This window comes from Pseudarthrobacter sp. NIBRBAC000502770 (assembly GCF_006517815.1).
GTDB classification, from domain to species: domain Bacteria; phylum Actinomycetota; class Actinomycetes; order Actinomycetales; family Micrococcaceae; genus Arthrobacter; species Arthrobacter niigatensis.
Window position 1 is genome coordinate 919,846 of sequence record NZ_CP041198.1, and the last position, 14,359, is coordinate 934,204.

Genomic DNA, 14,359 nt, shown 5'->3' on the forward strand with positions numbered 1-14,359 from the left:
GGATCCGGCTGCAGTCCGTGGCGGCTGGTTCCTGTTGTAGTCGGCCTTCTCCGGTTATCCGGATCAGGACCAACACGGCAGACCCGGCAGTGAGTTACTGACCTGGGCCCGCACGGCACATCCCAAGGAGATATTGTGGCACTTGACGCCGCTGTAAAGCAGTCCATCATCAAGGAATACGCAACTGGCGAAGGTGACACCGGTTCACCCGAGGTCCAGGTTGCCGTCCTGACCCAGCGGATCAAGGATCTGACTGAGCACATGAAGGAGCACAAGCACGACTACCACACCCAGCGCGGTCTGCTGGCCATGGTTGGTCGCCGCAAGCGCATGCTGAGCTACCTCAAGAAGACTGACATCGCCCGCTACCGTTCGCTCATCGAGCGTCTCGGCCTGCGCCGCTAGTCACACTTTGGGGCGGCCCTTTCCCTCCGGAACGGGCCGCCTTCTTCAAATAAAAACTAAACAGGAGGATCAACCGCATCACGCATTCGCGGTCCTCGGTAGTGATCCCCGGGAACGGCTTCGTTGACTGAAGCCGGCGGCCCGTGGGTCTCGATCGATGACCGGGTGCAGGGCCAGTAGACAGATGCTGGCTGGGTTGATGCGGCTGGACTTCCGTAAAAAGAAACGGAGGTGACTCTCTTGGAGGGTCCCGAAATCCAGTTCTCGGAAGCAGTCATTGACAATGGCCGTTTCGGCAAGCGCGTAATCCGCTTCGAAACCGGCCGCCTCGCCAAGCAGGCCGCCGGCGCAGCCATGGTGTACATCGACGATGACACCGCACTGCTGTCCGCAACCACCGCCGGCAAGCACCCGCGTGAAGGCTTCGACTTCTTCCCGCTGACGGTCGACGTCGAAGAGCGCATGTACGCTGCCGGCCGCATCCCGGGCTCGTTCTTCCGCCGCGAAGGCCGCCCGTCCACCGAAGCCATCCTGGCCTGCCGCCTGATGGACCGCCCGCTGCGCCCCGCCTTCATCAAGGGCCTGCGCAACGAGGTCCAGATCGTGGTCACCGTCCTGGCCATCAACCCCGATGAGCTGTACGACGTCGTTGCCATCAACGCTTCCTCGATGTCCACCCAGCTGTCCGGCCTCCCGTTCTCCGGCCCCATCGGCGGCGTCCGCGTTGCCCTGGTCAACGACGAAAACGGATCGCAGTGGGTTGCCTTCCCCAAGCACTCCCAGCTGGAAAACTCCGTGTTCAACATGGTGGTTGCCGGCCGCGTTGCCGGTGACGACGTCGCCATCATGATGGTCGAAGCCGAAGCAACCGACAACTCCTGGAACCTCATCAAGGAACAGGGCGCCACCGCCCCCACCGAAGAGGTTGTGGCCGAGGGCCTCGAAGCTGCCAAGCCGTTCATCAAGGCACTCTGCGACGCCCAGGCCGACCTCGCCGCACGCGCTGCCAAGCCCACGGTCGAGTTCCCGGTCTTCCTGGACTACGAGGACGACGCTTACGCCGCCGTCGAATCCGCTGCTGCCGACAAGCTCGCCGCCGTCTTCCAGATCGCCGACAAGCAGGAACGCGACAACGCCTCCGACGCACTCAAGGACGAGGTCCTCGCCAACCTCGCCGGCCAGTTCGAAGGCCGCGAGAAGGAACTGTCCGCAGCATTCCGCTCGGTCACCAAGCACGTTGTGCGCCAGCGCATCCTCAAGGACCAGGTCCGCATCGACGGCCGTGGCCTGACGGACATCCGCCAGCTGACCGCCGAGGTCGAGGTCCTGCCCCGCGTCCACGGCTCCGCCATCTTCGAACGCGGCGAGACCCAGATCATGGGTGTCACCACGCTGAACATGCTCAAGATGGAGCAGCAGATCGACTCGCTGTCTCCCGTGACGCGCAAGCGCTACATGCACAACTACAACTTCCCGCCGTACTCCACCGGTGAAACCGGCCGCGTGGGCTCGCCCAAGCGCCGCGAAATCGGCCACGGTGCCCTGGCCGAACGTGCACTCGTGCCCGTCCTGCCGTCCCGCGAGGAATTCCCCTACGCCATCCGCCAGGTATCCGAAGCCCTCGGTTCCAACGGTTCGACGTCGATGGGTTCCGTCTGCGCCTCCACCCTGTCCCTGCTGAACGCCGGTGTGCCCCTGAAGGCCGCCGTCGCCGGTATCGCCATGGGCCTGGTCTCCGACCAGGTGGACGGCCAGACCCGCTACGCAGCGCTGACCGACATCCTGGGCGCCGAAGACGCCTTCGGTGACATGGACTTCAAGGTTGCCGGCACCGCCGAGTTCGTCACGGCCATCCAGCTGGACACCAAGCTCGACGGCATCCCCGCTTCGGTGCTCGCGGCAGCCCTGAAGCAGGCCCGCGAAGCCCGCCTGCACATCCTCGAGGTCATCAACTCGGCCATCGACACCCCGGACGAGCTCTCCGAGTTCGCACCGCGCGTCATCGCCGTCAAGATCCCCGTGGACAAGATCGGCGAGGTCATCGGCCCCAAGGGCAAGATGATCAACCAGATCCAGGAAGACACGGGCGCCGACATCTCCATCGAGGACGACGGCACGGTCTACATTGGCGCCACGAACGGTCCGTCTGCCGACGCAGCACGCTCCGCCATCAACGCCATCGCCAACCCGCAGGTTCCGGAAATCGGCGAGCGCTACCTGGGTACGGTCGTCAAGACCACCACCTTCGGTGCCTTCGTGTCGCTGACCCCGGGCAAGGACGGCCTCCTGCACATCTCCGAGCTGCGCAAGATCGCCGGCGGCAAGCGGGTGGACAACGTTGATGACGTTGTTTCCGTGGGCCAGAAGATCCAGGTGGAAATCACCAAGATCGATGACCGCGGAAAGCTGTCCCTGTCTCCGGTCGTGGCTGAAGAGGAAGGCGCCGACGAGACCGAGCGCGTTCACGCCACGGAGCCTGCTGAAGGCGCTGAGGTCTAACAGCAGGGGCTTCCCGGCATAAGCATGAATCGGCGGGACCGGTGGATGATCCACCGGTCCCGCCGCTGTTACGATGGCAGCCAGATCCGGCTGCCCGTCCTGAAAGGCATCAATGACTGTTGTACCCCTGCCGCTTGAGCAGAACCACGCCGGCGACACCCTGGTCCACGGCTCCGACGGCGGGTCCGAGGTCCGGCGTTCAGTGCTGCCAGGGGGAGTGCGGGTACTGACCGAGGCGATGCCGGGCCAGCGGTCAGCCACGATCGGGTTCTGGGTGGGCGTCGGATCCCGTGACGAGGCTCCCGGCCAGCACGGGTCCACCCACTTCCTTGAGCACCTGCTGTTCAAGGGGACCAGGCGCCGCACGGCCCTGGAGATTGCCTCCGCCTTTGACGAGGTGGGCGGCGAATCGAACGCGGCCACTGCCAAGGAAAGCACCTGCTACTTTGCCCGGGTGCTGGACTCGGACCTTCCCATGGCCATCGACGTCATCGCGGACATGATCACCGGCGCCGTGCTGGACCCTGACGAGATGGAGCAGGAACGGGACGTCATCCTCGAGGAAATCGCCATGGACAGCGATGACCCCACCGACGTCGCCCACGAGCACTTCGTCGCCGCGGTCCTGGGCAGCCACCCGCTGGGCCGCCCCATCGGCGGCACTCCCGCCGCCATCAAGGCCGTGGCCCGGGACTCCGTGTGGGAGCACTACCGCAGGTACTACAAACCGGAGGAGCTGGTCATCACCGCCGCGGGCGGGCTGGACCACGACGTCGTCTGCGGACTCGTGGTGGATGCCCTCCAGACCGCGGGCTGGTCGCTTGGGCCCGACGCCGCACCGGTGCAGCGGCGCTCCACCGAACGCGCCCTCATCACCGGGACCGCAGGCCTGCACGTGGTCAAGCGCGCTGTGGAGCAGGCGAATATCATCATGGGCTGCCCCACCATCGTTGCCACCGATGAACGCCGCTACGTCATGAGTGTGCTGAATGCGGTCCTGGGGGCGGCATGTCCTCCAGGCTGTTCCAGGAAGTCCGCGAGAAGCGCGGCCTGGTGTACTCCACCTACTCCTTTGCCTCGTCCTACGCCGACGCCGGCTACTTTGGGATGTACGCGGGCTGCACGCCGTCCAAGGTCAGGCAGGTGCTGGACCTGCTGGCTGTGGAGCTGGACAAGCTCGCCGAACACGGCATCTCCGACGACGAGCTCCGCAAGGCCGTGGGACAGCTCGGCGGCGGCATCGTCCTGGCCCTGGAGGACACCGGCTCACGGATGTCCCGCCTGGGCAGGGCCGAACTGGTCTCCGGCGAATACCAGGACATCGACGAAACCCTGCGGCTCATCAAGGCGGTCACCGCAGAACAAGTCCAGGAATTGGCCGCCGAACTCGCCGCAGCCCCGCGGACCGTCACCGTGGTTGGCCCGTTCGAGGAGACGGAGACGTTCGGGTTGTAGCAACCTGGCGCCGCGGAGACGCTGGCGGCCCGGCCCTCCAGAGTCCATCCTAAGTTGGGGAGCGATCTTCGTTTGGGAAGGCGGAACGGTGAACGGGGCGGGAGTGCGGCACGGACCTCATGCGTTATCCGGCCTGCTGGGTCACTGGCGGGGACGGACCCAGGTCGCTGCAGGTCCGTGGGGGCCCGAACGCAGCGTTGATGCAGAAGTGACCTACAGCCAGGTGGCCGGAGGTCTCGGCGTCGTGCAGAGCTACCGGCACGTTGAACCCGACGGCAGCCATTTCGAAGGCCACGGCATCTTCACGATCGATCCGGTCCACAACGATGTGCTGTGGTACTACGTGGACAGCGCCGGCGTTCCGCTCGGCAGCGCCACCCGCTGCACTTGGCGCGACGGTGTCCTCCGCGTTGAACGCCGCACTGCCGGAAGCTGGACGCGCCACTCCATCGAGGTGGCGGACGGTGTCCTGACGCACGTCACCGAACTACGTTCTGCCGGGCAGGACGACGGCGGCGACACCCCGGAGGCTGGAACCGACGGTAATGAATCGCCGTACAGGCCATTCATGCGCTCGGAGTTCCACCGCGCGTGAGGCATGGGCTAGGATGCCGCCTCGATGATGCGCGTTTTCGGCGCACCGGCGAGGGCAGGGGCGTTGGCGGGCGAACGCCATACCTGTGTTCGAAGGTTCTTGAGCAGCTGCTCTGCCAGGGCCAGGTCCGCGAAGTCGAGTTCCACAACAATGTATTGCAGTTCGCCCACGGGCCGGCCTATCCGGTGCGCGAGAACCCCTGACGCGGACCGGCCCACCGGATCACGGTCGAATGGCGCCTTCCACGTGCTGAAATCGGTGATGCTGTGTTCGATCTGCAGGGTGAACATCCCAGTCTCCTTACTCGTCCCGCCAGGTTGGAGGACGCTCCACGCTGCTAAAGCTAAACGGTCGGGCTGCGGCGGGTATCCCAGAATTCTGGGTGGCACCGCCTCCGGGTTGCCCGGGATGGCCGGAGCATACTTGGAACATGACCAAGGGCTGGGCTGGAAACCGGAGCCAGGAGCGCATCCGACTCCTGGCAGGCTCGGACCTGGATCACCAAGCTCTCCGGACAGCGATTCTGGCAGAAGTGGCCACCATGGTGCCTTTCGATGCATTCGTTTGGCCGTTGTGTGATCCCGAAACGACGGTGGGGATGGCTCCGAGGGCCAGGATTCCCTGCCCCCAGGAATTGCCCACACTTATCCGCCTCAAGTACCTCTCCGGGGCCAGCCGCTGGACCGAGCTGATGCATTCGCCGGAGCCGGCGGAGTCCCTCCTGACGGCAACGCAGGGAGAGCCCTGCCGCAGCCCGGTGTGGAGTGGCGTGTTGCAGCGCTATGGGGTCCGCGATGTCCTGTCCGCCGTCTTTGCCGACAAGTATGGGTGTTGGGTCTGGCTCGATTTGTGGCGTACCGGCGTTCGGTCCCCTTCACGGACGAAGAAACTGCGTACCTGGGCGAGCTCGCAGCGGCAGTGACCGCGGGTCTGCGGAGGTCCGTAGCCAGGCAATTTTGGATTCGACCGCCCCCGGAACCTGGCCCGGACCACGCATCCGGGACAGGAGCCGGGCAGCCCGGATTGCCGGAGCAGGCTGTCCTCACCCTGGACGACGATCTGGCGATAGCTGGCCGAACGGCGTCCGTGGACGACTGGCTCCAGCTGCTTCAGCCTGGTCCGGTTCCTCACGATCACGTGCCGGCTGAGGTGTTGAACGTTGCGGCCCAGCTGGCGGCAAGGGAAGCGCTGGTGGACACCCACCCCGCGGAATGCAGGGTCTACGTCGGGGCGGGCCGCTGGGCCTCCCTGCGGGCCAACCGCATGGAGTCGGGGGGGTCCGGACCCACTCCACCGGTGGCCGTGACGATTCAGGCCAGCACGCCTGCCGCGAGGCTTGACATGTTTGCCCGGGCGTTTGGCCTGACACCCCGGCAGGGGGAACTGCTCTGGCTCACTGCAGCAGGGGCCGGTACGGCAGCCATGGCGGACGCCCAGGGAGTGACGCCGTACACGGGTCCAGGACCAGTTCAAGCAACTCTTCAAGGCTTGCCGAGTCCACAGCCGGGCGTCACTGCTGGCCATGGCACTGGCAACGGGGCCCGCGTCCAGCGGGGGGCCATCGGCCCCTGTACCCACCCGCTGACACACACCCCTGGGGAAGTACTACGACAGGAGCACGTCCCAATGTCCCGCCGGGTCTGGTGGCAGCAGGAACGGCATGGCGTAGAAATCGTCCCACAAAGGATCTGTCGGCGGGAGTTCATCCGGCTCAAGCAAGTTGCCGCCAGGCGGTTCCTCGGCTGGCTCGTCCGGCCACTCCAGCGTGTCTGTCACTAACTGGCGCCATAGCGGCAGTTCCACCGGCAGTTCCGATGGTGGTTCCATTGGTCCCACTTCGTCCGCTGTCGCCGGTGCGCCCAACCCGGCTGGGCCCACCCCTGGTGCGTCCAACGCTGTCGGTGCGGACTTCCCGGAGACGATGGCCTTCGGCGCCAGGATTCCTGGTGGCCAGTGGGTTGGTTGGGAGTCTGCTTGTTCGGGTTTGTAGTGTCGGCCGGTGGGTGAGGTCCAGCCGGGCGGTTCATTCGGGGTCGCCGCGTCAGGGACCCAGGTGCTGGTGTGTTTGAGGCGGTGGTGTTTTGGGCAGAGCTGGGCCAAGTTTCGGATGTCTGTTTTGCCGCCGTGTTGCCAGGCGGTGAGGTGGTCGGTGTCGTTGTCGGGGGTGTGGTTGGTGCAGCCTGGGAAGGTGCATTTGCAGTCCCGCAGCCGGATCCATTTCTTGCTGGTCTCCGGGAGCCGGTAGCGGGTGCGTCCGATCTCCAGGGGTGCCCCGTCGCGCGGGTCGACCAGGACCCGGTAGAACGATTCCGCCCCGCCGGCGACGAGCCTCCGTGCCATGGATGCCGGGATCGGCCCGAATCCGTCCAGCACCGCGGGCTCATCGGTGAGGCCAAGCAGTGAGAACACCGGGACCGTGACCAGGATGTCGGCCCGCGGTGTGGGGATTTTCCCAATATCACCGGTGCTCCTGGCAGCTTCACCCGCGGCCGTCGTGTTTCCGGCGCCGAGGAGCAGTGACGCGGCGACGTCGGCGCGGAGCTGGGTGAGGGTCCGCTCCTCCGTGGGGTTTTGGACGCCGCGGGCGGTGGCGGTGCTGCGGTTCCAGATGGCGCACGCGGTATCGCCGGGAAGGTACAGGGACAGCCAGGCCATCCCGTCCCGGTCCGGGGCGTAGTCCATCCGCCGGTCCGCCACCCCCTTCACATGCCGTTTCTCCAAGGACTCAGGGTGGTGGCGTTCCCGCCAAGCCCGGACCTTCGCCCGAAACCTGGACGGGACAAGGTCACCGGGCGCGGCGCCCCGGGCCGGGTTGGGCGCGTCAGGGTCAAAGAAATGCGCCACCAGGCCGGCGGCAGAGTCGGGGGTGAGGCCTTCGGTTTCGTCGGCCACGATCCGGGCGTGCTGCCACGACACCCCACCCATGGACAGGGCCTCAACCACAGCCGGCAGGGAACAGACCCGCCGGGACTGCTCCACCAACGCACCGGCCGCCCCCGAACTGATGGTGAGGATCCCGGCGATCTCCTCCACCGCGGACATCTCCGCAAACGTGCACTCATGGACCGGGGCGTCAGGTGCAACCTGTGCCAGCTGGATTTCGACGGCTTCGGCAACATCACTGACCTTGACCGCTGCGAGCTGGGCCTCCAACCGGGCCACGACTTCAAGCCGCTCCAACCGGATCTCATACCGGCGCCGCAACACATCCACGTCAGCACCAACATGAGCGCCCGAAGCCAAGGAACAATCATCCAGAACCAGCCCGCTCAGGGCAGCAACAGAGGCAGAAACACCCTCCATCACCACCGCGAGATCCGCACCGATTCCCATGAAAACATCATCCAACAGGGGTCTGACATTCAAAGCGGACGCAGCCTTGGCAGGGCTGGCCAGCCGCTGCCCAGACGCCCGGACATGCTTGTATTACCTACCCGCCAGCAAAGGGGGGAAGCACGTCGACCACGTCGTCGGCCCCAAGAACCGTTGACTGGTCCCGGACGGCCACCTCGTTGAGCAGGAAGCTGCTGCGGGACAGGAGCCGAGCGAGCGGAGGAGTGCCTGCCGGCGGCTCGGCGCGAGGCACCCCCAGCACAGCTTCCAAGAGATGGGCGACCGTGGCACCGTCGGGCAGGTCGAACTTTTCTTCCTCACGCCCGGCGGCAGCGCGCGCGGCAGCAAAATAACGTACAAGCATCCGTGTCAGCCCCCGATGGCGCTCATGCTGCGGTCCGGCTGGACGAAGTCCGGAGCGTCGAGTCCCACGTGGTCCATGCCATGGGCCTTTGGTTTGATCCACATGGCATCCTGCCACCGCTGCGCCAGCTCGTCGTCGCCGGCACCAGTGCGCAGCAGGCCCAGCAGGTCGAACTCCTCCCGGGAAAACAGGCAGCTCATGATCTTGCCTTCGGCAGTGATCCTGGTCCGCCTGCAGTCAGCGCAGAACGGTTCGGTGACGGAGGCGATGATCCCCACCGTCCCAAGGAGGGGACTGCCGGCGCCGTCCGCCGGACCGTCCTGCCGCCGTCGTACCTCAAACCGCTCCGCAGGAGCGCCGTCACGCGCCCGGGGATCGGGGGTGAGGACGTAGTCCCGGGACAGCAGGGCGCGGATTTCGGCGGCGGTGATCATATTGCGGCGGGTCCAGCCGTGATCGGCGTCGAGCGGCATCTGTTCAATGAACCGCAGTTCGTACCCGCGCTCCAGCGCCCAGGCCAGCAGCTGGGGCGACTCGGCGTCGTTAATGCCCCGCATCAGGACAGCATTCAGTTTGACCGGGCCCAGGCCGGCGGCCCAGGCGGCGTCCACTCCGGCCAGGACCTGGCCGAGGAAGGGGCGCCGGGTCAGTTTGGTGAACGTCTCCTCATGCAGTGAGTCCAGCGACACATTGATGCGGGTCAGCCCTGCATCCTTCAGCGCGGCAGCCTTCCTGGCCAGGCCCACCCCGTTGGTGGTCATGGAGATCGGCAGGTCCGGGTGGTTGGCCCGCAGGGCGGCGATGATGTCCACCAGGTCATGCCTGACCAGCGGCTCACCGCCCGTGAGCCGCAGTTCCCGGACCCCCAGCTGCTCCACGCCGACTTTCACGATCCGCACGATTTCCGCTGCGGACATCACTGCCTGCTTGGCGAGCCATTCCAGGCCTTCCGCGGGCATGCAGTAGGTGCAGCGGAGATTGCACTTGTCCGTTAGGGACAGCCTCATGTCCGTGGCGCGGCGGCCATACCGGTCCGCCAGCCCGTCCGGCGCGTCAGCGGGGCGGCGCGCCGGAACGCCTGGCAGCGCAGGGGCTGCTTCCTCCCGCGGCTGCGGCATTCCTAGCTGGAGACTCATGATTTCAGGCTACGCCACGTTGCGCTGCGCATCACACCCGTGACCGGCGCAGAACCACCGGACGGAACCTGCGCCGGGGACCGCCGCCGAACCTATGCTGGAAGTTGTGAAGAGTTCCCCGCAACAGCACGGGGCGGACGACGACGGCGCCGGCCCCGCGGAGCATGCGGAAAGTCCCGTCCAACACCAGGCAGTCCCGCACCAGTCAGTCCCGCGGCCCGGGGCACGGTGGGCTGCGGCCGCCGGGATCGCAGCGGCCGCCGGCGGCCTCGCGGCGGGGGAGCTGCTGGCGGGTTTTGCCAGCCCCTCCCTTTCGCCCCTGACCGCTGTGGGCGGCGCTGTCATCGATGCCGTCCCGCCCGGAGTCAAGGACTGGGCCATCACCCTCTTCGGCACTGCGGACAAGGCCGCGCTCCTGGCGGGCATGGGGCTGGCCATTGCCGCTCTGGCGGCCGTGGCCGGGGTCCTGGAGCTCCGCCGCCGATGGGCCGGTGCCTCCGTGATGGGGATTTTCGGGCTGGCGGGACTGGCTGCGGTCCTCACACGGGCCCAGGCGACCCCTTTGGCCCCCATGCTGCCGGTCCTGGCCGCGGCAGCCGCCGTCGTGCTGTTGCGGTTCCTGGTCCGGCGGCTGCAGTCGTGGGAAGGCTCCGCCCCGGGGAAGGCAGGGCCCGGAGGAACCGCCGGTTCCCGCCGCGGCTTCCTCCAGGCTCTCGCCGCCACCTCAGCCGCCTCAGCCCTGGGGGGAGTGCTCGCGGGATTCTGGCGCGGAGCCGCCATCGCCGCCACCGAAGCCAGGGCACGGATCACCCTGCCGGCCCCTGCGTCAGCGGCACCGCCCATTCCGGCGGACGCAGAGGCGGGCGTACCCGGGATGCCGCCGCTGGTCACCCCCAACCCTGGGTTCTACCGGATCGACACTGCCCTGGCTGTTCCCACGGTCAACCCGGAGACCTGGGTCCTGAAAGTCACCGGAATGGTGGCCCGGGAAGTCCAGCTCTCCTTCGCCGACCTCCTGGGGAAGCCCCTGGTGGAACGCCACATGACCATTGCCTGCGTCTCCAACGGAGTGGGCGGCGACCTGATCGGAAACGCCCGCTGGCTCGGCTGGCCGGTCCGCGAACTGCTGGCCCTGGCTGTTCCCCACCAGGGGGCCGACATGGTCCTCTCCCGCAGTGCCGATGGCTGGACTGCCGGAACGCCACTGGAGGCCCTAACCGACGGCGGCAGGGACGCGCTCCTTGCCGTAGGCATGAACGGCGAACCGCTGCCGCTGGAGCACGGATTCCCGGTACGCCTGGTGGTCCCCGGCCTCTACGGGTATGTGTCGGCCACCAAGTGGGTTACTGAACTCAAGGTCACCAGGTTCGCCGACGACGCCGGGTACTGGACGCCGCGGGGCTGGTCGGCGCGCGGTCCCATCAAGACGTCGTCGCGCATCGACGTACCCCGCAGCGGGCGTCCGGTCAGTGCCGGAACCGTACTCCTGGCGGGCGTTGCCTGGGCCCAGCACACCGGCATCCAAAAGGTGGAACTGCGGGTCAACCGGGGGCCGTGGCGGGAAGCCGAGCTGGCGCCGGGCATCTCCATAGACACCTGGTACCAGTGGACGCTGGCGGTCAGCCTGGTCCCGGGGCAGTATGAGGTCCAGGTCCGCGCCACCGATCTCAACGGTGTGGCCCAGGATGAGACTGAGCGGCCTCCCGCGCCGGACGGAGCCACGGGATTCCACACCGTTAGAGTGGACTTGAAATCCTGACGGCCGCGACCAAAGGCGTACCCATGACCAGCCACCCCCACGGCAAAGCAGGCCCGGCCCACCACGCCCGCTCCGTTGCCGAGCATCTGGCGGCGGTCACGGACCTCCTGGGCCGGCTGGCGGCAGAGTCCCGCGCGGAAGTCCTCCCCCTGTCCGGTGCGCTCGGCCGGGCACTGGTGCACGGCTTACTGGCGCCCATCAGCCTTCCCCCATTCGACAACTCCCAAATGGACGGGTACGCCGTCCGCTCAGTGGACATTTCCGACGACGGAGCTGACCTGCGCATCATGCCCCCGGTTCCCGCCGGGTCCAGCCCCCAGCCGCTGCGGCCCGGGACCGCGGCGCCCATCATGACCGGTGCCATGATCCCGGCGGGGGCGGACGCCGTCGTCCCCATCGAAAAGGCGGTGCCTGACCACTTCCGCACGGAGGGCAGCGATGGGCTGGTGAAGCTGCCCGCAACCGTTCCGGGGACCTACGTGCGTACCGCCGGCAGCGACATTGCGGCGGGGGAGCGGGCCATGGCCGCCAGGACGTGCCTGGGACCGGCGCAGCTGGGACTTCTCGCAGCCCTCGGTATGGCTGAGGTGGAGGTGTACCGGGCAGTGACTGTCCTGCTCGTCACCACCGGGGACGAGGTAGTCCAACCGGGACAACCACTGCCGCAGGGCAAGATCTACGACTCCAACGGAACCCTCCTGGAAGCGGCCATGAAACAGGCTGGACTCAACGTCCGGCGCACCGGCATCTCCACCGACAATCCCGCCGAACTCCAGGCCCTGCTGCGGACCGCCGGCCATGACGTGGACCTGATCGTGACCACGGGCGGGGTCAGCAAGGGCGCGTACGAGGTGGTGCGCCAGGCCATGGCGGACCAGCCCGCCGAGTTCCTGCACGTGGCCATGCAGCCGGGCGGACCCCAAGGGATAGGACTGTTCGACGGCGTCCCCTTCCTGGGGTTTCCCGGCAACCCGGTCAGCTGCCTGGTGTCCTTCGAGATGTTCCTCCGCCCCGCCCTGTCGGGACTGCTCGGGTCGCCGGCGGCCAGGCAGCCGCTGCGCGGCCGCCTGGCCCAGCCCTTGGAGTCACCCGGGCACAAGCACCAGGTCCGGCGGGGAAGCCTGCAGCCTGACGGGACCGTGCAGCTGGAGGGCGGCGAGGGCTCGCACCTGATGCACGCGCTCGCGGGATCGAACTGCCTGGTCCACGTCCCCGTTGGCGTAACGGAGCTCGCCGCCGGCGACGAGGTGGAAGTATGGATGCTGTGAACGCAGAACAGACCCCCGCGCTGACGCACCTGCGCCAGGACGGCAGCGCCCAGATGGTGGATGTTTCCGCCAAGGCAGAAACAACCCGCGAGGCCACGGCCACCGCTACGGTCCGGACCACACCGGAGGTGATGCGGCTCCTGGGCACCGGCGGCCTCCCCAAGGGGGATGCCTTGGCCGTTGCGCGCGTGGCAGGCATCATGGCCGCCAAGAAGACCCCGGACCTGATTCCGCTGTGCCATCCGCTCCCGCTGTCCAAGGTGACGGTCGATTTCGACCTTGGCCTGGACGCCGTCGCCATCAGCTCCACCGTCAAGACACGGGGCGTCACCGGAGTGGAAATGGAGGCCCTGACAGCGGCGTCCGTGGCTGCGCTGAGCGTCTACGACATGATCAAGGCCGTGGACAAACATGCCGTCCTCACGGACATCAAGGTGCTGGCCAAGAGCGGCGGCAAGAGCGGAGACTGGGCCCTGTGACTACCCCCAACACCCTTCGGGTTCCCGAACCGCACCGGCATGGCGACGTCCAGGGACGGAAAGCCGGCGTCGTCATCGCCTCCACCCGCGCCGCCGCCGGCATCTACGACGACGAAACCGGGCCCGTGATCACCGACTGGCTCACCGAACACGGCTTTGACGTGTTTCCCGCCATGGTGGTCCCCGACGGCGACCCCGCGGGCGCAGCCATCCGCGCGCTCCTTACCCAGCACCCCGCCGTCGTCATCACCAGCGGCGGCACCGGCCTCAGCCCCGACGACCGGACTCCAGACGTCACCCTGCCGCTGCTGGACCGGGAAATCCCCGGAATCATGGAGGCCATCCGGCGGGCCGGAGCCGCCAAAACCCCGCTTGCTGCCCTGAGCCGGGGGTATGCCGGCGCCGCAGGGCGGACCTTCATCGTGAACCTGCCCGGCTCCCCGAAGGGCGTCATGGACGGACTGGGCGTCCTGGACCCGCTCATCGGGCATCTGTGCGACCAGCTGGAGGGCGGACATGGGCACTGAAGCATTCGAAGTAGTCAGCGCGGTCCTGAGCGCTGAGCCCATCTCGGTGGACCAGGCGATTGCCGCTGTGGAAAGCGATACAGCCGGTGCCGTGGTCAGCTTCAGCGGCGTGGTGCGCAACCACGACGGCGGCAAGGCCGTCAATCGCCTCAGCTACAGTGCGCACCCCACGGCGCACCAGGTCATGGCAGACGTCGTCGGGCGCCTGGTTGCCGAGCAGAACGCCAAAGCAGGTGCCGGGCCCGGACAGCCCGTCCGGATCTGGGCGGCGCACCGGATCGGCATGCTGGAGATTGGGGACCCGGCCCTGGTGTGCGCCGTGTCCGCAGCCCACCGCGGGCAGGCGTTCGCCGTCTGCTCCGAGCTGGTGGACCGCATCAAGGAACAGGTACCTATCTGGAAGGAACAATTCTTCACTGACGGCACCGTGGAATGGGTCGGCGCAGGCAGCTGATGCGGCACTGTCCGGAGCGCCCCCGGGACTGCGAGGTAACGCACGCCGCCCGGTTCCTGCGCGCGCAGGTCCCGCCGGTAGGGTT

The 14,359-nt window shown here is 67.3% G+C and carries 13 protein-coding genes and 1 pseudogene; 10 read left to right on the forward strand and 4 right to left on the reverse strand.

Features of this window, described 5'->3' with window-relative positions:
* Positions 1–135: 135 nt before the first annotated feature.
* From rpsO to NIBR502770_RS04555, 4 genes and pseudogenes are all read left to right on the forward strand, one after another.
* Positions 136–405: a 30S ribosomal protein S15 gene (rpsO, locus tag NIBR502770_RS04540; RefSeq protein ID WP_013600532.1), complete on the forward strand. Its 270-nt coding sequence runs from the start codon at positions 136–138 to the stop codon at positions 403–405.
* Positions 406–645: 240 nt separating this feature from the next.
* Positions 646–2,904, forward strand: coding sequence for a polyribonucleotide nucleotidyltransferase (locus NIBR502770_RS04545; protein ID WP_141183319.1), 2,259 nt, complete (start codon positions 646–648; stop codon positions 2,902–2,904).
* Between the two features lie 112 nt (positions 2,905–3,016).
* Positions 3,017–4,359: pseudogene (locus NIBR502770_RS04550) on the forward strand (M16 family metallopeptidase).
* Positions 4,360–4,567: 208 nt separating this feature from the next.
* Positions 4,568–4,954 carry a DUF1579 domain-containing protein gene (locus NIBR502770_RS04555; RefSeq protein WP_246857400.1) on the forward strand — a complete coding sequence of 129 codons (387 nt, stop codon included), beginning with the start codon at positions 4,568–4,570 and terminating at the stop codon, positions 4,952–4,954.
* A gap of 8 nt (positions 4,955–4,962) precedes the next feature.
* Here NIBR502770_RS04555 and NIBR502770_RS04560 read toward each other — a convergent pair whose 3' ends face one another.
* A complete protein-coding gene (locus NIBR502770_RS04560) occupies positions 4,963–5,244 on the reverse strand; it encodes a hypothetical protein (RefSeq protein ID WP_141160979.1) in 282 nt (93 codons plus the stop codon).
* Positions 5,245–5,384: 140 nt separating this feature from the next.
* On the opposite strand from NIBR502770_RS04560, the gene NIBR502770_RS21425 reads away from it, so the two are divergent.
* Entirely contained in the window at positions 5,385–5,876 is a 492-nt protein-coding gene (locus tag NIBR502770_RS21425; RefSeq protein WP_246857402.1) for a hypothetical protein, read from the forward strand.
* A gap of 683 nt (positions 5,877–6,559) precedes the next feature.
* On the opposite strand, the gene NIBR502770_RS04570 is transcribed toward NIBR502770_RS21425, so the two are convergent.
* From NIBR502770_RS04570 to moaA, 3 genes are all read right to left on the reverse strand, one after another.
* Positions 6,560–8,287 (reverse strand): HNH endonuclease signature motif containing protein, encoded by a 1,728-nt coding sequence (locus NIBR502770_RS04570; protein ID WP_141160978.1) that lies wholly within the window; start codon positions 8,285–8,287, stop codon positions 6,560–6,562.
* Positions 8,288–8,384: 97 nt separating this feature from the next.
* The gene (locus NIBR502770_RS04575) at positions 8,385–8,651 is read right to left on the reverse strand and encodes a MoaD/ThiS family protein (RefSeq protein WP_141181168.1); all 267 of its coding nucleotides are present in this window, start codon (positions 8,649–8,651) and stop codon (positions 8,385–8,387) included.
* Positions 8,652–8,656: 5 nt separating this feature from the next.
* A complete protein-coding gene (gene moaA / locus NIBR502770_RS04580; protein ID WP_371416488.1) occupies positions 8,657–9,787 on the reverse strand; it encodes a GTP 3',8-cyclase MoaA in 1,131 nt (376 codons plus the stop codon).
* A gap of 247 nt (positions 9,788–10,034) precedes the next feature.
* On the opposite strand from moaA, the gene NIBR502770_RS04585 reads away from it, so the two are divergent.
* From NIBR502770_RS04585 to NIBR502770_RS04605, 5 genes are read left to right on the forward strand one after another with little or no spacing between them, the layout of a single operon-like run.
* Positions 10,035–11,546, forward strand: a complete 1,512-nt coding sequence (locus NIBR502770_RS04585; protein WP_246857467.1) for a molybdopterin-dependent oxidoreductase — start codon at positions 10,035–10,037, stop codon at positions 11,544–11,546.
* A 23-nt stretch (positions 11,547–11,569) separates the two neighbouring features.
* Entirely contained in the window at positions 11,570–12,814 is a 1,245-nt protein-coding gene (gene glp / locus NIBR502770_RS04590; RefSeq protein WP_141181170.1) for a gephyrin-like molybdotransferase Glp, read from the forward strand.
* Positions 12,802–13,293, forward strand: coding sequence for a cyclic pyranopterin monophosphate synthase MoaC (moaC, locus tag NIBR502770_RS04595; protein ID WP_141181171.1), 492 nt, complete (start codon positions 12,802–12,804; stop codon positions 13,291–13,293). Before glp ends, moaC begins: the two co-directional genes overlap by 13 nt.
* Positions 13,290–13,820, forward strand: coding sequence for a MogA/MoaB family molybdenum cofactor biosynthesis protein (locus tag NIBR502770_RS04600; RefSeq protein ID WP_141181172.1), 531 nt, complete (start codon positions 13,290–13,292; stop codon positions 13,818–13,820). The genes moaC and NIBR502770_RS04600 overlap by 4 nt, the downstream gene beginning before the upstream one ends.
* Positions 13,810–14,274 (forward strand): molybdenum cofactor biosynthesis protein MoaE, encoded by a 465-nt coding sequence (locus tag NIBR502770_RS04605; protein ID WP_141181173.1) that lies wholly within the window; start codon positions 13,810–13,812, stop codon positions 14,272–14,274. Before NIBR502770_RS04600 ends, NIBR502770_RS04605 begins: the two co-directional genes overlap by 11 nt.
* The last annotated feature ends 85 nt before the right edge of the window (positions 14,275–14,359 follow it).